21 protein-coding genes and 1 pseudogene are annotated in these 22,551 nt (G+C 74.2%); 6 read left to right on the plus strand and 16 right to left on the minus strand.

What is annotated here, in order from left to right; all coding sequences use genetic code 11:
* Nucleotides 1-85: 85 nt before the first annotated feature.
* From QQS16_RS10460 to infC, 5 genes and pseudogenes are all read right to left on the minus strand, one after another.
* Nucleotides 86-1,222, minus strand: a complete 1,137-nt coding sequence (locus QQS16_RS10460; protein ID WP_286061346.1) for a sensor histidine kinase — start codon at nt 1,220-1,222, stop codon at nt 86-88.
* A gap of 64 nt (nt 1,223-1,286) precedes the next feature.
* Nucleotides 1,287-2,135 carry a TrmH family RNA methyltransferase gene (locus QQS16_RS10465; protein ID WP_286061347.1) on the minus strand — a complete coding sequence of 283 codons (849 nt, stop codon included), beginning with the start codon at nt 2,133-2,135 and terminating at the stop codon, nt 1,287-1,289.
* 89 nt (nt 2,136-2,224) lie between these two features.
* Nucleotides 2,225-2,608 (minus strand): 50S ribosomal protein L20, encoded by a 384-nt coding sequence (gene rplT, locus QQS16_RS10470; protein WP_004002577.1) that lies wholly within the window; start codon nt 2,606-2,608, stop codon nt 2,225-2,227.
* A gap of 98 nt (nt 2,609-2,706) precedes the next feature.
* Nucleotides 2,707-2,901: a 50S ribosomal protein L35 gene (gene rpmI / locus QQS16_RS10475; protein WP_019065473.1), complete on the minus strand. Its 195-nt coding sequence runs from the start codon at nt 2,899-2,901 to the stop codon at nt 2,707-2,709.
* 111 nt (nt 2,902-3,012) lie between these two features.
* A pseudogene (gene infC, locus QQS16_RS10480) lies at nt 3,013-3,715 on the minus strand (translation initiation factor IF-3).
* A 374-nt stretch (nt 3,716-4,089) separates the two neighbouring features.
* Between infC and QQS16_RS10485 the strand changes: the two are divergent.
* Nucleotides 4,090-4,458 carry a DUF1844 domain-containing protein gene (locus QQS16_RS10485; RefSeq protein WP_286061348.1) on the plus strand — a complete coding sequence of 123 codons (369 nt, stop codon included), beginning with the start codon at nt 4,090-4,092 and terminating at the stop codon, nt 4,456-4,458.
* Between the two features lie 187 nt (nt 4,459-4,645).
* Here the strand turns inward: QQS16_RS10485 and QQS16_RS10490 are convergent, their stop codons facing one another.
* Nucleotides 4,646-5,377: an SseB family protein gene (locus tag QQS16_RS10490; protein ID WP_286061349.1), complete on the minus strand. Its 732-nt coding sequence runs from the start codon at nt 5,375-5,377 to the stop codon at nt 4,646-4,648.
* Nucleotides 5,378-5,527: 150 nt separating this feature from the next.
* Between QQS16_RS10490 and QQS16_RS10495 the strand changes: the two genes are divergently transcribed.
* The gene (locus tag QQS16_RS10495) at nt 5,528-6,598 is read left to right on the plus strand and encodes a serine hydrolase (protein WP_286061350.1); all 1,071 of its coding nucleotides are present in this window, start codon (nt 5,528-5,530) and stop codon (nt 6,596-6,598) included.
* 78 nt (nt 6,599-6,676) lie between these two features.
* On the opposite strand, the gene QQS16_RS10500 is transcribed toward QQS16_RS10495, so the two are convergent.
* From QQS16_RS10500 to QQS16_RS10510, 3 genes are all read right to left on the minus strand, one after another.
* Entirely contained in the window at nt 6,677-6,805 is a 129-nt protein-coding gene (locus tag QQS16_RS10500; protein ID WP_286061351.1) for a VOC family protein, read from the minus strand.
* Complete coding sequence (mycP, locus tag QQS16_RS10505; protein ID WP_502963898.1) at nt 6,796-8,025, minus strand: type VII secretion-associated serine protease mycosin; 1,230 nt, start codon at nt 8,023-8,025, stop codon at nt 6,796-6,798. Before mycP ends, QQS16_RS10500 begins: the two co-directional genes overlap by 10 nt.
* Before the next feature lie 95 nt (nt 8,026-8,120).
* Nucleotides 8,121-8,966, minus strand: coding sequence for a hypothetical protein (locus QQS16_RS10510; RefSeq protein ID WP_286061352.1), 846 nt, complete (start codon nt 8,964-8,966; stop codon nt 8,121-8,123).
* A gap of 2,552 nt (nt 8,967-11,518) precedes the next feature.
* Between QQS16_RS10510 and QQS16_RS10515 the strand changes: the two genes are divergently transcribed.
* On the plus strand, nt 11,519-12,721 hold the full coding sequence (locus tag QQS16_RS10515; RefSeq protein WP_286061353.1) for an amino acid deaminase/aldolase: 1,203 nt from the start codon (nt 11,519-11,521) through the stop codon (nt 12,719-12,721).
* Nucleotides 12,722-12,760: 39 nt separating this feature from the next.
* On the opposite strand, the gene QQS16_RS10520 is transcribed toward QQS16_RS10515, so the two are convergent.
* Genes QQS16_RS10520 through QQS16_RS10535 form a run of 4 tightly spaced genes read right to left on the minus strand, consistent with a single transcriptional unit; the run spans nt 12,761 to nt 17,258 of the window.
* The gene (locus tag QQS16_RS10520; RefSeq protein ID WP_286066282.1) at nt 12,761-13,669 is read right to left on the minus strand and encodes a DUF2510 domain-containing protein; all 909 of its coding nucleotides are present in this window, start codon (nt 13,667-13,669) and stop codon (nt 12,761-12,763) included.
* A gap of 27 nt (nt 13,670-13,696) precedes the next feature.
* Nucleotides 13,697-14,488, minus strand: a complete 792-nt coding sequence (locus tag QQS16_RS10525; RefSeq protein WP_286061354.1) for a 3-oxoacyl-ACP reductase — start codon at nt 14,486-14,488, stop codon at nt 13,697-13,699.
* The gene (locus QQS16_RS10530; protein WP_286061355.1) at nt 14,485-15,876 is read right to left on the minus strand and encodes an aldehyde dehydrogenase family protein; all 1,392 of its coding nucleotides are present in this window, start codon (nt 15,874-15,876) and stop codon (nt 14,485-14,487) included. Before QQS16_RS10530 ends, QQS16_RS10525 begins: the two co-directional genes overlap by 4 nt.
* Before the next feature lie 11 nt (nt 15,877-15,887).
* The gene (locus QQS16_RS10535) at nt 15,888-17,258 is read right to left on the minus strand and encodes a glutamine synthetase family protein (protein WP_286061356.1); all 1,371 of its coding nucleotides are present in this window, start codon (nt 17,256-17,258) and stop codon (nt 15,888-15,890) included.
* An 85-nt stretch (nt 17,259-17,343) separates the two neighbouring features.
* On the opposite strand from QQS16_RS10535, the gene QQS16_RS10540 reads away from it, so the two are divergent.
* Both QQS16_RS10540 and QQS16_RS10545 read left to right on the plus strand, forming a co-directional pair.
* Nucleotides 17,344-18,078 (plus strand): FadR/GntR family transcriptional regulator, encoded by a 735-nt coding sequence (locus tag QQS16_RS10540; RefSeq protein WP_286061357.1) that lies wholly within the window; start codon nt 17,344-17,346, stop codon nt 18,076-18,078.
* 61 nt (nt 18,079-18,139) lie between these two features.
* Nucleotides 18,140-18,829 carry a gamma-glutamyl-gamma-aminobutyrate hydrolase family protein gene (locus QQS16_RS10545; protein ID WP_286061358.1) on the plus strand — a complete coding sequence of 230 codons (690 nt, stop codon included), beginning with the start codon at nt 18,140-18,142 and terminating at the stop codon, nt 18,827-18,829.
* 210 nt (nt 18,830-19,039) lie between these two features.
* On the opposite strand, the gene QQS16_RS10550 is transcribed toward QQS16_RS10545, so the two are convergent.
* Nucleotides 19,040-19,993 (minus strand): LysR family transcriptional regulator, encoded by a 954-nt coding sequence (locus QQS16_RS10550; protein WP_286061359.1) that lies wholly within the window; start codon nt 19,991-19,993, stop codon nt 19,040-19,042.
* A 70-nt stretch (nt 19,994-20,063) separates the two neighbouring features.
* On the opposite strand from QQS16_RS10550, the gene QQS16_RS10555 reads away from it, so the two are divergent.
* Nucleotides 20,064-21,242: a TDT family transporter gene (locus tag QQS16_RS10555; RefSeq protein ID WP_286061360.1), complete on the plus strand. Its 1,179-nt coding sequence runs from the start codon at nt 20,064-20,066 to the stop codon at nt 21,240-21,242.
* Here QQS16_RS10555 and QQS16_RS10560 read toward each other — a convergent pair.
* Both QQS16_RS10560 and QQS16_RS10565 read right to left on the minus strand, forming a co-directional pair.
* On the minus strand, nt 21,154-21,882 hold the full coding sequence (locus QQS16_RS10560; protein ID WP_286061361.1) for a helical backbone metal receptor: 729 nt from the start codon (nt 21,880-21,882) through the stop codon (nt 21,154-21,156). The two genes, QQS16_RS10555 and QQS16_RS10560, sit on opposite strands and share 89 nt — an antisense overlap.
* Nucleotides 21,879-22,466 carry a helix-turn-helix domain-containing protein gene (locus tag QQS16_RS10565; protein ID WP_286061362.1) on the minus strand — a complete coding sequence of 196 codons (588 nt, stop codon included), beginning with the start codon at nt 22,464-22,466 and terminating at the stop codon, nt 21,879-21,881. Before QQS16_RS10565 ends, QQS16_RS10560 begins: the two co-directional genes overlap by 4 nt.
* Nucleotides 22,467-22,551: the final 85 nt, after the last annotated feature.

Raw genomic sequence — 22,551 nt, forward strand, 5'->3', positions numbered from 1 at the left:
ACGCGTCGTCCCGGGAACGGGGACGCAAAGGTGCCAAAGGCCGAGTCTAACGGGGTGGGGGTGGACGAATGCGCCCGCGGGCCGCTCAGGTCAGGTAGGCCGGAGCGCTCACGGGCAACGTAAATCGGAACTCGGCGCCGCCGCCGGGAGCGCGGCCGACCGTGATGGTGCCGCCGTGGGCCTCGACGATGCCCTTGACGATGTAGAGCCCGAGGCCGGTGCCACCGCGCTTGCTGCCCCGCCAGAAGCGGGTGAAGACGCGGTTCATGGACTCCTCCGGGATGCCGGCGCCCTCGTCGCTCACCGTGACCGACGTGCCGGTGTCCTCGTCCTCGCGGGGGGACGCCGTGGGCGTGATGTCAATGGTGACGGTTCCCTCGCCGTGCCGCACCGCGTTTTCCAGCAGGTTGCTCAGCACCTGGTCGATCTTGTCGGGGTCCGCCCACAGCGCGGGCAGCGGCTGTTCCAGGCGCAGCAGGAAGCGGTCGGCGGGCAGCCCGGCGGCGACGTAGGCCTGGACGTGCCGGCCCACGGCGGCGCCCATGTCGACGGGCTGGCGGCGCACCTCCAGCCGCCCGGAGTCGATCCGGGAGATGTCCAGCAGCTCGGCGATGAGCCGGGTGACCCGGTCGGCGTCCGCGTCGACGGTCTCCAGCATCAGCCGCTTCTGGTCGTCGGTGAACCGCTCCCACTTGGCGAGGAGGGTGGCGGTGAAGCCCTTGACGGAGGTGAGCGGGGAGCGCAGTTCGTGGGCGACGGTGGCGATCAGCTCGGCGTGGCTGCGTTCGGTGCGGCGGCGGGCCTCGGTGTCCCGCAGCGAGACGACGACACGGCGGACGGGTCCGGTGGGTTCGCCGCGCACGTACCGCGCGGAGACCAGCACCTCACGCCCGCCGGGCAGCAGCAGGTTCCGCTCGGGCTGGCCGACCCGGATGGCGAGGCCGCCGTACGGGTCGGTCAGCTGCCACCAGCGCCGTCCCTCCAGGTCTTCCAACGGGAGCGCCTTCTCCAGCGGTTGTCCGAGGGCTTCGGCGGCGGGGACGGCGGTGATGCGTTCGGCGGCGGCGTTGAAGCAGACGACGTGCCCGTGCTCGTCGGCGACGACCAGTCCGTCGGGCAGCTGGTCGGGGTCGATGCCGAGCTCGGCGAGGTCACCGGGCCGGGAGACCGGCGTCTGCCGCACGTCCCGTGCTCCCGGTGCGCTGCTCGTGCCGACGCTCATCCCCGTACCCACCTCTCAGACGGCCGCTCAGCTGGCGCAGTGGGCCCCCGGGCTGGTCACCCTACTAGCTCTCGGTGACGGTGCGGCACCCTCCGGAGGCGCGCTGTGCACGGGCCGACGCGTAGAGACATACGGCGGCCGCGGTGGCGAGGTTCAGGCTCTCGGCCTTCCCGTGGATCGGGACGCGCACCACGGCGTCCGCGAGGGCACGGGTCTCCTCCGGGAGCCCCCAGGCCTCGTTGCCGAAGATCCAGGCGGTCGGCCCGCCCATGGTCCCCCGGTCCAGCTCGTCGTCGAGGTCGTGCGCCCCGGCGCCGTCGGCGGCGAGGATCCGCACACCGGTCCCCTTCAGGCCCTCGACCGCCTGCTCCACGGGGACACCGACGGCGACGGGCAGGTGGAACAGCGAACCCACGGAGGCCCGTACGGCCTTGGGGTTGTAGAGGTCGACGGAGGCGTCGGTCAGGACGACGGCCTCGGCACCGGCGGCGTCCGCGCACCGCAGTACGGTGCCGGCGTTCCCGGGGTCCCGGACGTTCGCGAGGACGGCGACGAGCCGGGGCCGGGCCGCGAGGATCTCCTCGAAGGGGGTGTCGAGGAACCGGCAGACGCCGACGAGGCCCTGCGGGGTGACGGTGGTCGAGATGTCGGCGATCACCTGCTCGTCGGCCAGGTGCACCCGGGCCCCGGCGTCGCGGGCCTCTCCGATGATGTCGGCGTACCGCTCGGCGGCGTCGGGCGTGGTGAAGAGCTCGACGAGGGTGGACGCGTGCCCGGCGGCCTCCCGCACGGCCTGCGGCCCCTCCGCGAGGAACAGCCGCTCCTTGCCCCGGAAGTTCCGTCTGGCCAGCCGCCGGGCGGCGAGGACGCGGGCGGAACGGGGGGAGATCAGCTCGGGGGTGGCGGGGGCCATGCAACTCACCTTCGGTACCAGTCAGCACAACGGACCCGCGGGCGGTGCCCACGGGTCCGTTCAGTCATGTCGGCTCTGGGCCGGCGGCGTCACGCAGCCTTCGGCGCGTTCACGTCCGACGGCAGCGCCTTCTGGGCCACCTCGACGAGCGCGGCGAACGCGCCGGCGTCGTTCACGGCCAGCTCGGCCAGGATCTTGCGGTCGACCTCGACGTTCGCGGCCTTCAGACCCTGGATGAAGCGGTTGTACGTGATGCCGTTGGCGCGGGCAGCGGCGTTGATGCGCTGGATCCACAGCTGGCGGAAGTCACCCTTGCGCTTCTTGCGGTCGTTGTAGTTGTAGACCAGCGAGTGGGTGACCTGCTCCTTGGCCTTGCGGTACAGGCGCGAACGCTGACCGCGGTAGCCGGAGGCCTGCTCGAGGATCGCCCGGCGCTTCTTGTGGGCGTTGACTGCCCGCTTGACGCGTGCCACTTGTTAACTCCTTGTAGCGGGGCCGCGGTGGGACTCACGCGGCCCGGAAACGATTGGGTCCCGGTCCTGACGTACGACGGCGCTCGCGCGCCGACGGGTCACTTGCCGAGAAGCTTCTTGATCTTCTTGGCGTCGCCCGGGGCCATCTCGGCGTTGCCGGTGAGGCGACGCGTCACTCGGGACGACTTGTGCTCGAGCAGGTGGCGCTTGCCGGCGCGCTCGCGCAGCACCTTGCCGGAGCCGGTGATCTTGAAGCGCTTGCTGGCACCGCTGTGCGACTTGTTCTTCGGCATAGCGCCGTTGTCTCCTCGTCGGTGGCGCTCCCGTGCCCGGTCACGAAAACCGGGCACTCTGGAGCGTCGCTCTTGTATCGGTTATGTCCTGGGGACTGGCGTCCCCCGGGATCACGCCTCGGCGGAAGCCTCGGCAGGGGCCTCGGCGGTGTCCTCGGTGATCTCGGCGTCCTCGTCGAGATCGGTCTCCGCGGCGTTCTGCGACTTGCCGGGGTTGGCCTTCGCTTCAGCCTTGCGGGCTTCCTGCGCCTGGCGCGCCTCGGCCATCGCCTCGGTCTTCTTCTTGTGCGGACCGAGAACCATGATCATGTTGCGGCCGTCCTGCTTCGGGTTCGACTCCACGAACCCGAGGTCGGCCACGTCCTCCGCGAGACGCTGCAGCAGTCGGTAGCCGAGTTCCGGCCGGGACTGCTCGCGACCACGGAACATGATCGTGATCTTGACCTTGTCGCCCTGCTTGAGGAACCGGACGACGTGACCCTTCTTGGTGTCATAGTCGTGCGGGTCGATCTTCGGCCGGAGTTTCATCTCCTTGATGACCGTGTGCGCCTGGTTCTTGCGCGCCTCACGGGCCTTCATGGCCGACTCGTACTTGAACTTCCCGTAGTCCATGAGCTTGCACACAGGCGGACGGGCGGTCGCCGCCACCTCGACCAGGTCCAGGTCGTACTCCTGCGCAAGCTCCAGTGCCTTGGCCAGTGGGACGATGCCCACCTGCTCGCCACTGGGACCGACAAGTCGCACCTCTGGAACGCGAATCCGGTCGTTGATGCGGGGCTCGGCGCTGATGGATCCTCCTCGGTTAGCACCACACGGCGGTCTGGCGGACAGCCGCGTATGTCTCGTGTGACAGACCTAACCGCGCCGAAGCACAAAAAATACCCCGGACAGTCACAAGCGGGGCTCCAAGCACTACCGGAGCACCGCCGCGATGACCGCGGGGCGCTTTCGGGCGACTCCATCGTCCGTACGGAACGATGGCGGCCGCCTGACCGGGTGACCCGCCGTCCCGGGGGACGGTCAGGTGGGAGATCGGAGCCTCCACTTGTGGGCCGGTCACACTTACACACATGCGTGTCCGGCCGGTCGTCACACAAGGTTAGCAGTTCGTCGGGGGGCACGCTAATCCGGCGTCTGCCCCTCCTCCTGCTGTCAGGGGGAGGGGCACCGGGCCCTATCGTGTCCCCCATGAGTGAGACCTCCCCCGCCGGCCCCGCCGAGCAGCCCGACTTCGACGCGATGACCCGCGACATCGCCGAGGTCCCCGCCGTCGAGGTGATCGTGACGGTCGCCGTCAACCTGATGAGCGCCGCCGCCGTGAAGCTCGGCCTGACGGAGGAGGGCGACAAGTACAAGGACCTGGACGAGGCCCGCAAACTGATCCACGCCCTCGCCGGCCTGCTGGACGGCAGCGCGACCGAGATCAGTTCCTTCCACGCGGCGCCGCTGCGGGACGGCCTGAAGTCCCTCCAACTGGCGTTCCGCGAGGCGTCCCTCGTCCCGGACGAGCCGGGCCAGGGGCCGGGCGAGAAGTACACCGGCCCGATCTACGGCTAGTGCCGCGGCAGGCAACGTTCGCCCGTCAAGGAGCGGCGTCCGGTGCGTGCTCTCGGCGTGCCGGCCGGAAGCCCTCGTACTGGATGTACTCGGGCTTTCGTCCGGTGCGGCGAGAGGGCGTGCCGGGCGTCGCGACGGGGCGAACGTCGCCTGCCACGGCACTAGCCCGGCCCGGCCCACGGCCGGCTCAGTCGCGTACGTACAAGGGCTCGCCCGGCGGCGTTGCCCCGGCCGGCAGGAGTGCCAGGTCGAGGCCGCGCACCAGGCGGGCCCTGAGTGTGTCGTCGGCGGCGAGGCGCTCCGCGACCGCGCGGGCGGCCTCGGCCGGGGGCGCGGACGCGTCCAGGACGAGCGCGAGGGTGCCGTCGGCCTGTCCGGGCCCGAGGTAGGCACGCAGGACGCCCGGCTCGGCGGCCACCGCGGCGCGTACCGCGTCGCGCACGGCCGGGTCGGCGAGCGGGTCGGCCGTCGTGCGGCCCTCCGCGAGCGCGAGCAGCGCGGGCCCGGTCAGCTCGTACGGCACCGGTCCGGCCAGGTCGAGCACGATGGTGTCGGCCTTCTCGTGCGCGGCGGCACGCAGGGCCTGGTGCAGGGGTACGGCGACGGGGCGGGCCGCCGGGTCCCAGCGGGCCAGCGACTCGGTGGAGGTGAAGGCGGGCAGGGCCGTGCGCGGGCCGGCCTTCAGGGTGGGGACGGCCATGTCGCTGGTCTTCTCGTGGCGCAGCCCGTTCTCGTCCTCCTCCACCTCGCCGAGCACGGCGACCACGGGCACGAGCAGCCGGGCGCCCCTGAGCGCCTCCAGGACGGTGCCCTCGGCGCCGCGGTCCTCGGCCCAGGCGGCGAGCGCCGCGCTCAGCCGGGGATCGGCCGAGCCGTCGTCGTCGGAGAAGCCGGAGTCGGGAATGTTCTTGTTCGCCACGGTCCCTGACCCTATCGGGGGGATGCTGCTGCGCTTGTGCGGGTCCGGAAACCCGCCCGTGACGCCTTTCACGGCTTTCTCAGAAATCCCTGACACACCCCTAACCTCCGCCTAACGGACCGCACAGTCGGGGCGCCCAGCATCGCGGGCATGGAGTCCTCCAGAGCCGCTCGCAGCCACCGCTCCCGTCCGTCCCGGCGGCGCCCCCTGCTGTACACCGCGCTCGCCTCCGTCGCGATCGTCGGCGGCACGGCAGCGGGAACGGTGTACGTGAAGGCGCAGGCGCATGCCGGCCAGGGCGCCGTATCGTCGGCGGCGACGCTGTCGGCCTCGCCGGCCGGGCCGGCCTCCCCGACGGCCGCGGCCTCGGCTTCGGCCCCTGAGGGCTCCGAGGCCGGGGAGGCGACGGTGGAATCCAGGGCGGAGCCGACGGTGGGCCACTCCCTGTCGGCCGACACCCTGCTGGCCGACGCCATGCGGGCGGTGAGCAGGGCGGACACCGCTCGGGTGTCGGTGGCGGTGCTGGACCTGGACTCCGGGCGGAGCGCCGCGTACGGCGACGGGGTCTTCGACACGGCGAGCATCGTCAAGGTCGACATCCTGGCGGCGCTGCTGCTCCGGGCGCAGGACGCGGGCACGCGGCTCACCGCGCGGGAGAGGGCGTACGCCACGGCGATGATCGAGAACAGTGACAACACGTCCGCGTCGGCGCTGTGGGAGGACATCGGCGGGGCGGACGGGCTCGACGCGGCCAACAAGCGGTTCGGGCTCACGGACACCGAGGGCGGCGACGGGGCGCTGTGGGGGCTGACCCAGACCACGGCCGCCGACCAGCTCACCCTGCTGGAGCAAGTCTTCGGGGACGACTCGGAGCTGAGCGAGGCCTCGCGAACGTATCTGCGGGGGCTGATGGGGCGGATAGCCGCCGACCAGCGCTGGGGGGTGTCGGCGGCGGCCGACGGCTCCGCGTGGGCCCTGAAGAACGGCTGGCTGGCGCGCAGCACGAGCGGTCTGTGGGACGTCAACAGCGTCGGGCGGGTCACCGTGGACGGTCGCGACTACCTGGTGGCCGCGCTGTCGAACGGCAACCCGACGAAGGCGCGGGGCATCTCACTGGTCGAGGCGGCGGCGAAGGCGGCGGTGTCGGCGGTCACCGGCGACGGTACGGCCGCCCCGGCGTCCGCGGCGGCCGTACCGTCGCCCGGGTCCGCGGCGGAGTAGCCGGGAGGCGGCTGGTCCGGGCCGGGGAGGCACAGCCGGGGCGCGCATCCTGGGGCGGGGACTGTCAGTGACGGGCTGTCAGTGGCGGACCAGGCAGAAGGGATGCCCGGCCGGGTCCGCGTGGACGCGCCGGCCCCGCCGGCCGGAGCCGCCGTCGAGCAGGGGCGCACCGGCGGCCGGCACCTCCTCCTGCGCGATCAGGTCCACTGGTCGTGGGTCTCGTAGCCGTCCTGGGAGCGCGGCCCGCGCCGGCCGCGCCACACGACCACCGCCACGATCAGCAGCACACCGCCGAAGCCGCCCGCGAGGGGGGCCGCCCAGCCGGCGGGACCGTCGCCCTCCTCGGCGGTGTCCGGGCCGGCGCCGAAGTACGTGTCGCCGTACGAAGCGGCCTTCAGGCCCTCCGGCTCGAGCCGGCCGGCCGCGGTGAGGGCGGCGGCCGGGTCGATGAAGCCGAAGCCCCGGGAGTCGTCGCGGCCGTCGGCCGGGGCGTTGCGGGCCGTGTCCTCCAGGAGCTGCTTGATCTGGGCGGGGGTCAGGCCGGGGTGGGCGGCCCGGATGAGCGCGACCGCGCCGGAGACGAAGGCGGACGCGGCGCTGGTGCCCCAGCCCTCGTAGTACCTGTGGTCGGGGGCGGCGATGACGACGTCGACGCCCGGGGCGCTGACCGTGGCGTACCAGCGGCGGGTGGAGAAGGAGGCCCGGGTGCCGAACTTGTCGACGGCGGTGGCGGCGATCACGCCCGGGTAGGCGGCCGGGTAGGAGATGTGGTCCCCCTTCTCGCCGCCGTTGCCCGCGGAGGCGACGACCACGGAGCCCTTCCTGAGGGCGTACTGGACGGCCTCGTCCTCGGCGGGTTCGGGGTGCGCGGAGGCGGAGTCGTCGCCGAGGGAGAGGTTGATGACGTCGGCGCCGTGGTCGGCGGCCCAGCGGATGCCGTCGGCGAGGGCGTTGCCGCGGGTGGTGCGGGCCTTGGCGCGCGCCGGGTCGTCGTCCTCCAGGATCACGCGGACGGGGAGGATCCTGGCCTCGGGGGCGATGCCCATGACGCCGTCGGCGTTGCCGGCGCCGTGTCCGTGGCCGGCGATGATCCCGGCCATCGAGGTGCCGTGCTTGGCCCAGGCGGGGTCGCCGTCCTCGGCACCGAAGCCGATCATGTCCTTGCCGGCGAGGACGTTGCCGTCGAGGTCGGGGTGGTCGGCCTCGACGCCGGTGTCGAGGACGGCGACGGTGACGCCCGCGCCCTTCGTCGTACGCCAGGCCTCCTCGGTGCGCATGGCGTCGAGGGCCCACTGCTGGGCGCGGATGCCGTCGGCGTGCGCGGCGGTGGGCGGGACGAGGGCGACGGTGGCGGCGAGGAGGACGCTCAGGAGACCGGCCCTGCGGGTGCTGACAGGGATGCGGCTGATGGCGCTCATGTCGCTCATGGGGGGACTCGCGGGACGCATCCGGCCGCTGGCGCCCGTGCGGCTGACAGAGATCATCCGGCTGAGGCGGACGCGGATCACCCGGCTGATCGTGCTCATGAAGGCTTCTCCGTGGGCGAGCTGACGGTCTTGCGCAGGCCGCGTTCGACACGGTCGGCGAGGCCCTTGGCCTCGTGGCCGAGGCCGGCCTGGGCCGGGGCGGTGGTGGCGCCGGACGCCATGGCCTTCCCCGCGGACTGCGGGTCGTCCACGGTTCTGCCGTCGGCCCAGCCGGAGACGGCGTAGACGACGACCGGGGCGTCGGTGAGCACCGACACGGTCCAGGAGGCGCGCTGCCCGGGGCCGAACCCGGCGGCTGGGGTGTCCTGGGCGGCGTACGGGCGGGGCATGAGGTCGGTGCGGTCGGCGAGGCCCTCGTCGGCGAACCGTCTGCCGAGGGCGCTCATGGCGGCGGCGTCGCCCTTGGCGAAGAGGAGGCCGACGGTGGTGACGTAGCTCTGGGTGGCGTCGGTGTAGGTGGCGCGCAGCAGCCGCCGGCAGCCGACCGGGGCGAGGGCCTTGCGCAGCAGGGGGTCGAAGGCGTCCGCGCAGCCGCTGTCCGGGGCGACTGCGATACGCGTCCAGGTCCGGTCGGCGCCGCCGGGGCCGGCGCCCTGGCCCTGGACGGTCGGCGGGAACAACTGGTCCACCGGAACGCTGTGCCACAGCCCGCCGGCCGCGGCGAAACTGTCCCGTGCCCCGGTCTCCCCCGGCTCCCCGACGAGCCAGCTCCCGGTCACGGCACCACCGATCAGTCCCAGTCCGAGCACGAAGCACGCCGCCGCTGCGGCGATCCGCGGCCGCACCCGCGGCCCGCGGGCGCGCGGCCGCTCGTCGAACTCCTCCGGCTCCCCGAACGACACGACGGGCCGCACGGAACCCGGGGCTCCGCCCGGCGTCATGGGCGCGCTCCAGGAGAGCGCGGGATCCGGGGCACGGACGGCGGAGGGCGCGTGGTGCGCGGGGCTGGGGGGTGCGGAAGGTGGTTGCGGAGGGCGTCCGGTGGGGGCGGCCGGGGTCGACGGGGGTTGCGTACGGCTCGCCGGGCCGGCCGGGGCGTGCGGAGCGCTCCTGGGAGCGGGGGGCGCGGAACGTGGGTGCGATCCGGTGCCGCTGCCGGTGCCGGGGGCGCCCGGGGCCTCATGGGCGGGACGCGGTGGGAAGCCGGGCCGGGCGGGCGCGGCTGGGCCACTCGCGCGGGTTCCGGGCTGCGCGGCAGGCGTGGCGGAGCCCGGGCGGCGGTCGGGGCCGGAAGCCGGGTGGACGCCGGCCTGGGAGGCGGACGTGCCGGCACCCGGACGGGGGTCCGGACGTACGCCGGACGGCTGGTCCGACGAGGCGGAACCCGTGCGCCCGAAGAGCCGAGCGGACCCGGACCCGGGACGGGTAGTCCCGTCCGGCCTCCGCGCTGCGCCGACGGCAGCCGACCCGGCCGCCCGCGTGCCGGCGGACTCGCCGTCAGTGTCCCCCGCACGCCCGGAGGGCTCGGCGGACGCGGGCCCCGGGCGGCCACCCCGGCCACCCCGCTGCCCGGCCGACGTGCCGGCACCCGCACCCGACTCCGACTCCCGCTCCGACAGTGTCGACGCCGGGTCCGCGGGGATCGGGCGGAGGTGGAAGGTCTTCTCCGCCGCGGTCTCGGCGGGTGCGGAGGCACGGCGGGGCGGTACCGGAGGCCGATGGCTCGGCCGGGGGGGTATGGGGTCCGGGGCCGGGGTCTCCGAACTCGATCGGGACGGCTGGTGTCCCGGCCCGGCCGGGCCCGCGCTCGGCCGGGCCGGTACGCGTCCCGGCGCGGCCGGGCCGGAACCCGGCTGCGCGGGGACGAAGCCACGCGGGGGCGTGGGGGCACCCGTCCCAGGCGGCACGTGACCCGCCGTGGCCGGGCCGGAACCCGGCCGCGGAGGCACGGCACCCGACACCGTCGGGCTGGTCCTCGGCTGGGGCGGCACCACACCGGGTGCGGTCGGCCCAGCGCCCGGACGGGTCGTCCTGGAGCCCGGCGCGAAGGGTTGGCCATCCGGCCTCGGAGGCATGGAGCCAGACGTGAACGGCCCGCTGTCCGGCCCCGAAGACCTGGAGCCCGGCCTGAACGGCCCACCGTCCGGCCTGGGAGGTGTGGAGTCCGACGCGGACGGCCCACCGCCGGGCCGTGAAGGCGACGCGAACGACCCGCCGTCCGGCCTCTGCGACCCGCCACCAGGCGCGGACAGCCCACTGTCCGGCCCCGAAGACCTGGAGCCCGGCCTGAACGGCCCACCGTCCGGCCTGGGAGGCGCGACGCCCGCCGCGGACGGCCCACCGTCCGGCCTGGGAGGTGTGGAGTCCGACGCGGACGGTCCGATGTCCGGCCCCGGAGGACGGGAACCACGCGGCGCCGACCCCGCGGGCCGCCGCGGGTGCGCCGCGTCCGGCGGCGATGCGGGTGCGGACGCGGGTGCGAACCACCCGGCGTCCGGCCGTGCGGGCACCGGTCCACGCGGCGCCGGTCCCGCACCCGACTGGAGCGGCATCGCACCCCGTTCGGGTGCCGTGCCGTTCTCTCGGCGCATCCCGTGACCGGTCGACGGCGGGGCGTCCGGAAAGCGGGCCGAAGCCCTGGGCGGAGGCGGTGTGGAGGAGTCGCCGTCGGTCGCGAAGAACGGAGTCCGCGGGTGCGGGGAGCGAGAGCCGGTGTGCTGCGAGGAGGACGTGCGGCGGGGCCCGTCGGCGCCGGTGTCGCCGGCGTCGGTGCCGCCCTCGCCGACAGGACGAGCCGCCGACGTACCGGCCCCGGCGAAGGAACCGGACACAGGACCGAAACCGGAAGCGGGACCGGACACGGGACCGGATGCGGGACGGGGACCGCGAGCAGGACCGGAAACGGGACCGCTCCCACGGACCGGCCCCGGGCCGAACCCGGCCGCCGTATCCCGCGACACCCCAGACCCGCTGTCAGGCGCCGGCGTCGGCCCGGGCGTCCCTCGGCCCGCCGGCGCCGAACCGCTTTCCGCGGCGCCTCGGTCCGCCGGCACAGGCCCAGCCCCGGGGTCGTCCGCACGCGCCGACGCGGAACCGCTGGAACCGCTTCCCGAGGTGTTCCCGCCGGTCCCGGTGGAGCCGCTCGTCCCGTCGCCCGCCGTCGGCGGTCCGGGTGGGCGCGGGGGAACGGGGGCGCGCCGCGCTTCCGTGCTCATGCACCCCCCGTTTCCTCGTGCCCGGGCCGTCTCCTCGCGCACGGGCCGCTGTCACCGCCGGCCGGGCCCGGCGTGGAACTGGAGCCGTCCGGGCACGCATGTCCGCGCGGGCGGACCGGCGTCCCGGCGCGGCGTGCGGCCGGGGCGGCACGGTCCTCCGTGCGTGCGCGTCACTCTACGGGTTGTCGCCGGGTGAACGGGAACCAGTCGGCGCCCCCGGGGCATCTGCCCGGAACGTCCCCCTACCCTGCGGTAATCCTGTCTGGCACTCTTCGTTCATGACTGCGCGCGCCGCCGACCGGGCCCGTTACGACCGGGCCACCGCCCATCTCGACGCCCCCCTCGCGATCGTGGACCTGGACGCCTTCGACGCGAACGCGGACGACCTGCTGCGCCGGGCCGGCGGCAAACCGGTCCGGGTCGCCAGCAAGTCCGTACGCTGCCGGACCCTGCTCGAACGCGTGCTGGCGAAGGACGGTTTCGCGGGTGTCATGTCCTTCACCCTCGCCGAGTCCCTGTGGCTGGCGCGGAGCGGATTCGACGACATCCTGCTCGCCTACCCCTCCGCCGACCGCGCCGGTTTCGCCGAACTGGCCGCCGACCCCAAGCTCGCCGCCGCCGTCACCGTCATGATCGACGACCCCGCGCAGCTCACCCTGATCGACGACGCGCGCGACGGCGGACGCGAAGTCGTCCGGGTCTGCCTGGAGTTGGACACCTCGCTCAAGCTCCTCGGCGGCCGGGTGCGCGTCGGGGCCCGGCGCTCGCCGCTGCACTCCCCCGCCCAGGTCGCCGACATGGCGCGGGCCGTGGCCCGGCGGCCGGGGTTCGAGGTCGTGGGGATCATGGCGTACGAGGGACACATCGCCGGTGTCGGCGACGCCGTCGCCGGGCGGCCGCTGCGCTCGCGTGCGGTTCGGCTGATGCAGGCCACCGCGCGCCGGGAACTGGCCGAGCGTCGCGCCGCGGTGGTGCGCGCGGTGCGGACCGTCGTGCCCGAACTGGAGTTCGTCAACGGCGGTGGCACGGGCAGTGTGCAGCACACCGCCGCGGAGGACGCGGTCACCGAGATCGGTGCCGGGTCGGGGCTGTACGTACCGCGGCTGTTCGACAACTACACGTCGTTCAGCGGGCGTCCGGCCGCCCTGTTCGCCCAGCCCGTGGTGCGGCGGCCGGGGGTCGGCGTCGTGACCGTCCTCGGTGGGGGGTATCCCGCCTCGGGTGCGCCCGGCCGCGACCGGCTGCCGGTGCCCTACCTGCCGGAGGGGCTGGAGTACGACCCGCAGGAGGGACCCGGCGAGGTGCAGACCCCGCTGCTCGGCTCCCCCGCCGACGACCTGCTGCTCGGTGACAAGGTGTGGTTCCGGCATGCCAAGGCCGGTGAGCTGTGCGAGCGGTTCGACGTGCTGCACCTGATCGAGGGGGACGCGGTGACGGCGACCGTCCCGACGTATCGCGGGGAGGGCCACACCTTCCTCTGACCCTCCCCGGCTCTCCCCGGCTCCTCCGGGGCGGTCCGCTCAGCTCTGCGGGCCGAGGCCGCTGCCCACGCCGCCGCCCCCGTCCGTGTCGTCGACCGACCGGATCCCCCCGGTGATCCGGTCCATGTCGGCGAGCGGCGGCCCGTCCGGGCCCGCGCCGAAGACGAACCGTACGAGCACCGGGGCCTCGCTGCCGACGCTGGACGGGAAGACCAGGGACTGCACATAGCCGCCGGGGCCCTCGGCCGTCCGCACCCGCCAGCGCACGAGGTACCCGGCGCGTCCGGCCACCGCGACCGGCCCGGACCTGACGCTGCGGTGCGACTCGATGCCTCCGTGCGGACGCCGGTCGAGGGCGTCGCGGTCGTAGGCCTCGTCGGCCGCCTCCGGGATGTCCGCCTTGGCGAGGCGTTCGGGGGACCGCTCGTCGTTCTCGGTGACCGTGCGGGAGATGACCAGTCCGCGCCGGCAGGTGCCGACGCCGGCCGGGCAGTCGTACGTCCCGTCGTCCGTGGTCATGACGACGTCGTCCTGCGCGACGTGCTCCGGCCTGGTCCAGTCGTCCGGCAACGGCAGGGTGATGCCGTTGAGCTGGTCGACCACGACGGCCGGGTCGTCGGCGGGCGGTGCGGGGGCGGACGGCGTCGGGGCGGGCTCCTCGCTCGCCGGCGCGGAGGTGGGGGCCTGGGCCGGCGCGGTGTTCACGCTCGGTCCGCCGCCGCCGTCGTCCTCGCCGAGAACGAACGCGCCCGTGACGATCGCGGCGACGAGGACGGCCCCGGCGGTGCCCAGGGCGACGGCCTTGGCCAGCCCGGAGGCGCCGTCGGCGGCCCGCGGCGGCCCCGGGGCCTTCGGGGCGCGCCGGTGGTCGGTCCACCTGGTCCCGTCCCACCAGCGCTCCAGCCGCGGGGCGGAGGGGTCGGGGTACCAGCCGGGCGGGGGCGACATGCTCATCCGGGCACTGTAGGACGCCGCCTACAGCGGTGTGACGTACGCCCCCGAGATGCCGCCGTCCACCAGGAAGTCGCTGGCGTTCACGAAGGAGGAGTCGTCGCTGGCCAGGAAGGCGACGGCGGCGGCGATCTCCTCGGCCTCGGCGAACCGGCCGACGGGGATGTGCACGAGCCGGCGGGCGGCCCGCTCGGGGTCCTTCGCGAACAGCTCCTGCAACAGGGGGGTGTTGACCGGCCCCGGGCACAGCGCGTTGACCCGGATGCCCTCCCGCGCGAACTGCACGCCCAGTTCACGGGACATGGCGAGGACACCGCCCTTGGACGCGGTGTAGGAGATCTGCGAGGTCGCCGCGCCCATCCGGGCCACGAAGGAGGCGGTGTTGATGATGGAGCCCTTGCCCTGGCGCCGCATGTAGGGGATGGCGGCCTTGCAGCACAGGTAGACGGAGGTGAGGTTGACCTCCTGGACGCGCTTCCACGCCTCCAGGCCGGTCTCCAGGATGGAGTCGTCGTCGGGCGGGGAGATGCCCGCGTTGTTGAAGGCGATGTCCACGCTGCCGTAGGTGTCGTACGCCGTCCTGAACAGGGCCTCGACCTGCGCCGGGTCGGTGACGTCGACCTTCACGAAGGTGCCGCCGACCTCCTCGGCGGCCGCCTTGCCGCGCGTCTCGTCGACGTCGCCGAGGACCACGTGCGCGCCCTCGGAGGCGAGCCGGCGGGTGGTGGCGAGGCCGATGCCGCTGCCGGCTCCGGTGATGACGGCGGTACGGCCGACCAGGCGGCGGCAGACGATCTCGTCGGTCGATGCGGTCATTGTGCGGGGCCCTCCGTACTGATGAAGACGTTCTTGGTCTCGGTGAAGGCGGTCAGGGCGTCCGGGCCCAGCTCGCGGCCGATGCCGGACTGCTTGTAGCCGCCGAAGGGCGTCCAGTACCGGACGCTGGAGTGGGAGTTGACGGACAGGTTGCCCGCCCGGACCGCCTGGGAGACCCGCAGGGCGCGGCCGACGTCCCGGGTCCAGATGGAGCCGGACAGGCCGTAGTCGGTGGCGTTGGCCAGGGCGACGGCCTCCGCCTCGTCCTCGAAGGGCAGGACGACCGCTACGGGGCCGAAGACCTCCTCGACGGCCACCCGCGCGCGGGCGTCGACGCCCGTCAGCACGGTGGGCGGGAACCAGTAGCCGGGGCCCTCGGGCGCCTTGCCGCGGAAGCCGGGCGCGTCGGCGTCGACGTACGAACGGACGCGCTCCAGCTGGACCTTGGAGATCAGGGGGCCCATCTGGGTCTGCTCGTCGGCCGGGTCGCCGACGCGGACCGACTCGATGCCCGGGGCCAGCAGGTCCAGGAAGCGGTCGTAGGCGGCGCGCTGGACGAGGATGCGGGTGCGGGCGCAGCAGTCCTGGCCGGAGTTGTCGAGGAAGGCCATGGGCGCGGCGGCCGCGGCGGCTTCGAGGTCGGCGTCGGCGAAGACGATGTTGGGGCTCTTGCCGCCGAGTTCGAGGGTGACGCGCTTGAGCAGGGCCGAGCCCTTCGCCAGCACCTTCCTGCCCACGGCCGTGGACCCGGTGAAGACGATCTTCGCGACGCCCGGATGCTCGACGAGCGCGTCGCCCGCGACGCGGCCGTGGCCGGGCAGCACCTGGAACAGGCCCTCGGGCAGGCCCGCCGCGAGGGCGAGTTCGGCCAGGCGCAGGGCGGTGAGCGGGGTCGTCTCGGCGGGCTTGAGGATCACCGCGTTGCCGGCGGCGAGGGCCGGGGCGGTGCCCCAGGCCGCGATCGGCATCGGGAAGTTCCAGGGGGCGATGACGCCGACGACACCCAGCGGTTCGAGGATCGTGACGTCGAGGCCGCCGGACACCGGGATCTGGCGTCCGGTCAGCCGTTCCACTCCCCCGGCCGCGTAGTCGAGCAGGTCGCGCACGTTGCCCGCCTCCCACCGGGCGTTGCCGATGGTGTGCCCGGCCTCCCGGACCTCCAGCCGGGCGAGTTCCTCGACGTGGTCGTCGACCTTCGTCGCGAACCGGCGCAGCAGCCGCGCACGGTCGCCGGGCGCGAGGGCGGCCCACCGGGACTGTGCCCGCGTGGCGCGTACGACGGCGGCGTCCACGTCGGCGGTGGTCGCGGCCGGGACGGTGGCGATCACTTCCTCGGTGGCCGGGTTCCGCACCTGGAGCTCGGACTGCTGGGACGACTGCTGGGACAAGGATCGACCTCTCACAAGCGTTCGAAGGAGCGGCGCAGCTCCCAGTCGGTCACGGCGGCGTCGAAGGCGTCCAGTTCGACGCGCGCCATGTTGCGGTAGTGCGCGACGACCTCGTCGCCGAAGGCGGCCCGGGCGATCGGGCTGTTCTCCCACAGTTCGGCGGCCTCGCGGAGCGTGCTGGGGACGTGCGCGTAACCGCCGGTGTACGCGTTGCCGGTGCAGGCCTGCGGCAGTTCCAGCTTCTGCTCGATGCCGTGCAGGCCCGCCGCGACCAGGCCGGCCACCGCGAGGTGCGGGTTGACGTCTCCGCCGGGCAGCCGGTTCTCGAAGCGCAGGGAGCGGCCGTGGCCGACCACGCGCAGCGCGCAGGTGCGGTTGTCCTGACCCCAGGCGACGGCGGTCGGGGCGAAGGAGCCCGGCTGGAACCGCTTGTAGGAGTTGATGTTGGGGGCGTACAGCAGCGAGAAGTCGCGCAGGGCGGCCAGCTGTCCGGCGAGGAAGTACCGCATGACGTCGGACATGCCGCCCTCGGCGTCGGCGGCACCGGCCATGGCGTTGTCGCCGGCCGCGTCCGTGAGCGAGAGGTGGATGTGGCAGGAGTTGCCCTCGCGCTCGTTGTACTTGGCCATGAAGGTGAGTGACACGCCCTCCTGGGCGGCGATCTCCTTGGCGCCGGTCTTGTAGACGGCGTGCTGGTCGCAGGTGACCAGGGCCTCGTCGTAGCGGAAGACGATCTCGTGCTGGCCGGGGTTGCACTCGCCCTTGGCGGACTCGACGGTGAGGCCGGCGGCGGCCATCTCGTTGCGGATACGGCGGAGCAGGGGCTCGATGCGGCCGGTGCCGAGCACCGAGTAGTCGATGTTGTACTGGTTGACCGGCGTCAGCCCCCGGTAGCCGGCGTCCCAGGCCTGCTCGTAGCTGTCCTTGAAGACGATGAACTCCAGCTCGGTGCCGACCTGGGCGGTGAAGCCGTGCGCGGCGAGGCGCTCCAGCTGGCGGCGCAGGATCTGGCGGGGGGCGGCGGCGACCGGGGAACCGTCGTTCCAGGCGAGGTCGGCGATCAGCATGGCCGTACCGGCGTTCCAGGGGACGCGGCGCAGGGTGGAGAGGTCGGGGTGCATGGCGAAGTCGCCGTAGCCGCGGTCCCAGGAGGACATCGCGTAGCCGTCGACGGTGTTCATCTCGGTGTCGACGGCGAGGAGGTAGTTGCAGCCCTCGGTGCCGTGGTGGAGGACCTCGTCGAGGAAGAAACGGGCGGCGAACCGCTTGCCCTGGAGCCGCCCTTGCATGTCGGGGAAGGCCAGGACGACAGTGTCGATCTCACCGCCCGCGACGAGGGCGTGCAGCTCCTCGACGCCGAGCGGGGGTGTGCGGTCTGCCACGGGAAAGCCTCCTTCGGCTTCTACGGTCAGCCGGAAGCCATAAGGTATTGCGGAGAACCATTGCTTGGGAAGGGGGCACGGCCACATGGCGCTGGAGGCTGACGGCGGCCGGGACGACCGGCTGGCGCCGGTGCTGCGGCCGGTGCGGGCGGGCAACGGCTTCGAGGAGGCGCTGGAGCAGATCCTCCAGGTCGTCCGGCTCGGCCTGGTGCCGGGCGGGCAGCGACTGCCCGCGGAGCGTGAGCTGGCGGAGCGGCTCGGGATCAGCCGGGTGACGCTGCGCGAGGTGCTGAAGGTGCTCCAGGACCAGGGGCTGGTGGAGTCGCGGCGCGGCCGGTACGGCGGAACGTTCGTCCTGCCGCGCGCGGACGCGGGCGGCGAGGACGAGCTGCGGCGGCGGATCTCCGCGGTCGACATCGAGGACGTCCTTCGCTTCCGGGAGGTGCTGGAGGTGGGCGCGGCGGGGCTGTGCGCGACGCACGGCCTGTCGGCGGAGCAGGCGGAGCGGCTGCGGGAGGCACTGGCCGCCACCCAGGACGCGCCGCTGTCCGAGTACCGCCGCCTGGACACCCTGCTCCACCTCACCCTCGCCGAGCTGTGCGGCTCGCCGACGCTGACCGCGCGGTACGCGGCGGTACGGGCCTCGGTGAACGACCTGCTCGACTGCATCCCGCTCCTGGTGCGCAACCTGGAGCACTCCCAGCGCCAGCACGCCGCGCTGGTCGAGGCGGTGCTGGACGGCGACGCGGACGGGGCACGGGAGATGATGCGGGAGCACTGCGCGGGGACGGCGGCGCTGCTGCGGGGGTTCCTGGCGTGAGGGAGCGGTCCGCGGGGTCCGAAAGGTATGACAGCGGTCCTTTGAGGGCACGGAGGGACACATGTCGGACAGGCCTCTGATCGGGGTCAGTACGTACCTGGAGGCGGGTACGCGCTGGGGCGTGTGGGAGCTGGAGGCGGCGCTGCTGCCCGCCGGGTATCCGCGGCTCGTGCAGCGGGCGGGCGGTCTGGCCGCCCTGCTCCCGCCGGACGCGCCGGAGCACGCCGCCGGGGCCGTCGCGCGCCTCGACGGCCTGGTGATCGCGGGCGGGCCGGACGTGGAGCCGGTCCGGTACGGCGCCGAGCGCCATCCGCGCACCGGTCCGCCCGCCCTGGCGCGGGACGCCTGGGAGCTCACGCTCATCGGTGCGGCGCTCGCCGCCGGGGTGCCGCTGCTGGGCATCTGCCGGGGCATGCAACTGCTGAACGTCGCCCTCGGCGGCACGCTCGTCCAGCACATCGACGGGCACGCGGAGACGCCGGGTGTGTTCGGCCGGCATGCGGTGAAACCCGTGCCGGGTACGTCGTACGCCGAGGCCGTTCCCGAGGAGACCTCGGTGCCCACCTTCCACCACCAGGCCGTGGACCGGCTCGGTGCGGGGCTGGTGGCGTCGGCGTACGCGGCGGACGGGACGGTGGAGGCCGTGGAGCTGCCCGGTCCCGGGTGGGTGATGGGCGTGCAGTGGCATCCGGAGATGGGCGAGGACCTGCGGGTGATGCGCGCGCTGGTCGACGCGGCGCGGGGCGCTTGAGGGGGTTTGGCCGGGTTTTGGCCGGGGTTTTGGCCGGGGTTTGGCCGGGGTTTGGCCGGGGTTTTCGACCCCGCCGCCCCCCGTCCCGACCCTGGGGGCTGCGCCCCCAGACCGCCGCTTCGGCCCTGGACGGGCCCCGTCCTCGGACGCCGGACGGGCTGAGACCAGGAGCGGGGTCCGGGGCGGAGCCCCGTGCGGACGACGCCGCCGCTACCCCCGCGTCAGCGACAGCAGGTCCCTCGCCGGCCCCACCGGACGGTGGCCCGTGGGCCAGACCGCTCTCAGGTCGCGGGCCAGGGCGACACCCTCCACCGGCACCCGCACCAGACGCCGCATCGCCAGCTCCTCCCCCACCGCCAGCTCACTCAGCACCGCCGGCCCCGCCCCGCTGACCGCCGCCGCCTTCACCGCCGTGGTGGACGACAGCTCGATCAGCGGCCGGGCCAGTCCGCCCAGCGCCACATCCAGGACCTGGCGCGTCCCCGAGCCCTGCTCCCGCAGGATCAACGGCGTCACCGCCAGCTCCGACGCCTCCAGGGAGCGGCGACGCCGGGCCCAGGGATGCCCGGGCGCGGTCACCACGATCAGGTGGTCGTGGGCGATGACCACGGAGTCCAGGCCCGTCGGGACGGTGAGCCCCTCCACGAAGCCGAGGTCCGCCTCGTCGGCCAGCAGCCGTTCCGCCACCACCGTCGAGTTGCCCGCGAGCAGTGACACCGCGGTGTCCGGCCGCTGGGCGCGCAGCGCGAGCAGCCAGCCCGGCAGCAGGTACTCGGCGATCGTCATGCTCGCCGCCACCCGCAGCCGGGAGTCCCGCCGGTCCCGCAGGGCCTGCGCACCCGCGTCGAAGGCCTCCGCCGCCTCGACGATCCGCCGCGCCCAGTCCGTGACCAGCGCGCCGGCGTCCGTCAGGCGCGAGCCGCGCGGTGAACGGTCCACCAGCGCCACCCCCAGCTGCCGTTCCATGGACCGGATCCGGCTGCTGGCCGCGGGCTGCGTGATCCCCATCTCGCGCGCCGCCCCGCCGAGGCTCCCGAGCCGCGCCACCGCGAGCAGCAGCTCCAGGGCCCCGAGATCAGGCACCCGGTGCGCCAGCGGCCCGCCGCCCGTCTGCCCCTGGCCGTGCTGCCTCTGGCCGTGCCCCTGCCGCTCCGTGCCGCTCATAAAGGCAGCTTATGCCCTCATAGCTTCATGCTCCCTGGTCGCCGCCCTCCGCCGGCGGGACGGTGGACCCATGCTCACCGCGGCCCCGCCCCTCCCCCGTGCCACCGCACACCCGCCCCGCCCGCGCGCCACCGCCGTCCGTCACCTCGGGCCGAACTGGTACGCCACCGTCATGGGCACCGCCGCCGTCGCCACCGCCGGAGCCGCGCTGCCCCTGCCCGTCGCGGGGCTGCGCACCCTCTGTGCCGCCGTCTGGGCCCTGTCCCTGGTACTGCTCCTCGTCCTGCTCGGCGCCCGCGCCCTGCACTGGAGACACCACAGCGACCAGGCCCGCGCCCATCTCCTCGACCCGGCCGTCGCCCCCTTCTACGGCTGCCTCTCGATGGCCCTGCTGGCCGTCGGCGGCGGCGCCCTCACCGCCGGCCGGGACTGGCTCGGCACGCCGGCGGCGGTCGCGCTGGACGCCGTGCTGTTCGGCGCCGGCACGGTCGTGGGACTCGGGGCCGCCGTCGCCGTGCCGTACCTGATGGTGGTACGCCATCGTGTCGAGCCGGGACAGGCCACGCCCGTCTGGCTGCTGCCGGTGGTCGCGCCCATGGTGTCCGCCGCGCTCGGGCCGCTCCTGGTGCCGCACCTGCCGCCCGGGCAGGCGCGCGAGACCCTGCTCCTCGCCTGCTTCGCTCTCTTCGGGCTGAGCCTGTCGGCGACCCTGCTCATGCTGCCGGTGGTCTTCGGACGGCTGCTCACCGGCGGGCCGCTCCCGCTCGCCCTCACCCCGGCCCTGTTCCTGGTGCTCGGTCCGCTGGGCCAGTCCACCACCGCCGTCGGCGCGTTCGCGGACGTGGCGCCCGGGGTCGTACCGGCCCACCACAGCCAGGCCTTCGGCGTCCTCGCCGTCCTGTACGGCGTGCCCGTCATGGGGTTCGCGCTGCTGTGGCTCGGCCTCGCCACCGCCCACGTGGTCCGCGCCCGCCGGCACGGCATGCGCTTCGCGATGACCTGGTGGGCGTTCACCTTCCCGGTCGGCACCTGCGTCACCGGGGCCGGGTCACTGGCCCGGCACACCGGTCTGCCCGCCTACGACTGGCTCGCGGCCGGGCTGTACGCCGTCCTGGTCGCCGCCTGGGGCGCCGCCGCCGTGCACACCGTGCGCGGTCTGGTCAGCGGCGAGCTGCTCGCAGCGCCGCGCCCAGCACCCCCGGCGCCTCGGCCAGCGACGGCCCGTACCAGGTCAGGTGCCGCCCGCTGACCAGCGCGCTCGGCACTCCGGGGAAGGCCTCCGGGCCGTCGTCGGCCGTGAAGCGGTACGGCTCGTCCGGGAGGACCACGAGGTCGGGGGCGCTCGCCCGGAGTTCCTCGACGGGGATCCTCGGATAGCGCTCGGCGTGGGCGGCCTGGAGGTGGTCGACGCCCAGGCGGGCCAGCACGTCGCCCGCGAAGGTGTCCCGGCCCAGGACCATCCACGGCCGACGCCAGACAGGGACGACCGCCGTCCTGCGGTGCTCGGGCGGCCGCAGCGCCGACCACGCCCGCTCGGCCTCGTCCAGCCATCGCGGCCGGATCCGCGCCCCGCACGCCTCGGTCACCCGGGCCAGCTCCCGGAAGGCCTGCGGTACGTCACGCACCTCCGTCACCAGCACCTCGAGGCCCGCCTCGCGCAGGGCCGCCAGGTCGGGGGCGCGGTTCTCCTCCTCGTTGGCGATCACCAGGTCCGGGGCGAGCGCGACGATCCGGTCCAGCTTCGGGTTCTTGGTGCCGCCGACGCGGGGGACGCCGAGGTCCGCCGGGTGCGTGCACCAGTCCGTCGCGCCGACGAGGGCGCCGGGGGCCGTCGCGGCCACGGCCTCCGTGAGGGAGGGGACGAGCGAGACGACGCGTACGGGGGTCACCGGCGGGGCCGGTCCCGGACGGCCTCGATGTGTTCGGCCACCGCGACGACGATCACCCGGGTGTCGGCCACCGTGGCCCGCCACCGGTGGCGCACGCCGCCGGTGAGGTACAGGGTGTCGCCGCGGCCCAGCCGGTAGGCGCGGCCCTCCGCCTCGATCTCCACCGCGCCGTCGGCGACGTACATCAACTGATCGTTGCGGTACTGGAATTCACGGCCCGCGTCATGGTCGCCGGTGAACTCCGAGGCGTGCATCTGGTGATGGCCGCGCACCAGGGAGCGCACCTGGGGGTCGTCCGCCGGGTCGGTCGCGTCGGCACGGTCGGTGCCCTCCGCGCGGACCACGTCGACGCTGCACGCGGGGTCGGCGGCGGCGAGCAGTTCCACGGCGGTGGTGCGCAGCGCGTCGGCGACCTTCTCCAGGGAGCCTCTGCTGGGCCGCGCGCGCTCGTTCTCGATCTGGCTCAGGAAGGGGACCGACAGGCCGCTGCGTTCGGCCACGACGGCGAGGGTGAGCTCCAGCGCCCGGCGCCGGCGCCGCACGGCCGCGCCCACCCGAAGTGGCTGTTCTTTGTGGTCGCCCATCGCTCCGGCTCCCTCCTCGGCTCGTCGGTCCGTTCCCGATGACATGTCTGCTCTGCACCCTACGCATGTTCGTCAAGCCGTTTCA

Source organism: Streptomyces sp. ALI-76-A (genome assembly GCF_030287445.1).
Classification (GTDB): domain Bacteria; phylum Actinomycetota; class Actinomycetes; order Streptomycetales; family Streptomycetaceae; genus Streptomyces.

What these genes read in the sequence shown, in the direction of transcription:
- rpmI (WP_019065473.1), bottom strand. Translation starts at nt 2,901, where the DNA reads ATGCCGAAGAACAAGTCGCACAGCGGTGCCAGCAAGCGCTTCAAGATC.
- QQS16_RS10460 (WP_286061346.1), bottom strand. Translation starts at nt 1,222, where the DNA reads ATGAGCGTCGGCACGAGCAGCGCACCGGGAGCACGGGACGTGCGGCAG.
- QQS16_RS10495 (WP_286061350.1), top strand. Translation starts at nt 5,528, where the DNA reads ATGGAGTCCTCCAGAGCCGCTCGCAGCCACCGCTCCCGTCCGTCCCGG.
- QQS16_RS10525 (WP_286061354.1), bottom strand. Translation starts at nt 14,488, where the DNA reads ATGACCGCATCGACCGACGAGATCGTCTGCCGCCGCCTGGTCGGCCGT.
- mycP (WP_502963898.1), bottom strand. Translation starts at nt 8,025, where the DNA reads ATGAGCGACATGAGCGCCATCAGCCGCATCCCTGTCAGCACCCGCAGG.
- QQS16_RS10545 (WP_286061358.1), top strand. Translation starts at nt 18,140, where the DNA reads ATGTCGGACAGGCCTCTGATCGGGGTCAGTACGTACCTGGAGGCGGGT.
- QQS16_RS10520 (WP_286066282.1), bottom strand. Translation starts at nt 13,669, where the DNA reads ATGTCGCCCCCGCCCGGCTGGTACCCCGACCCCTCCGCCCCGCGGCTG.
- QQS16_RS10550 (WP_286061359.1), bottom strand. Translation starts at nt 19,993, where the DNA reads ATGAGCGGCACGGAGCGGCAGGGGCACGGCCAGAGGCAGCACGGCCAG.
- QQS16_RS10565 (WP_286061362.1), bottom strand. Translation starts at nt 22,466, where the DNA reads ATGGGCGACCACAAAGAACAGCCACTTCGGGTGGGCGCGGCCGTGCGG.
- QQS16_RS10510 (WP_286061352.1), bottom strand. Translation starts at nt 8,966, where the DNA reads ATGACGCCGGGCGGAGCCCCGGGTTCCGTGCGGCCCGTCGTGTCGTTC.
- QQS16_RS10540 (WP_286061357.1), top strand. Translation starts at nt 17,344, where the DNA reads ATGGCGCTGGAGGCTGACGGCGGCCGGGACGACCGGCTGGCGCCGGTG.
- QQS16_RS10515 (WP_286061353.1), top strand. Translation starts at nt 11,519, where the DNA reads ATGACTGCGCGCGCCGCCGACCGGGCCCGTTACGACCGGGCCACCGCC.
- QQS16_RS10555 (WP_286061360.1), top strand. Translation starts at nt 20,064, where the DNA reads ATGCTCACCGCGGCCCCGCCCCTCCCCCGTGCCACCGCACACCCGCCC.
- QQS16_RS10485 (WP_286061348.1), top strand. Translation starts at nt 4,090, where the DNA reads ATGAGTGAGACCTCCCCCGCCGGCCCCGCCGAGCAGCCCGACTTCGAC.
- QQS16_RS10465 (WP_286061347.1), bottom strand. Translation starts at nt 2,135, where the DNA reads ATGGCCCCCGCCACCCCCGAGCTGATCTCCCCCCGTTCCGCCCGCGTC.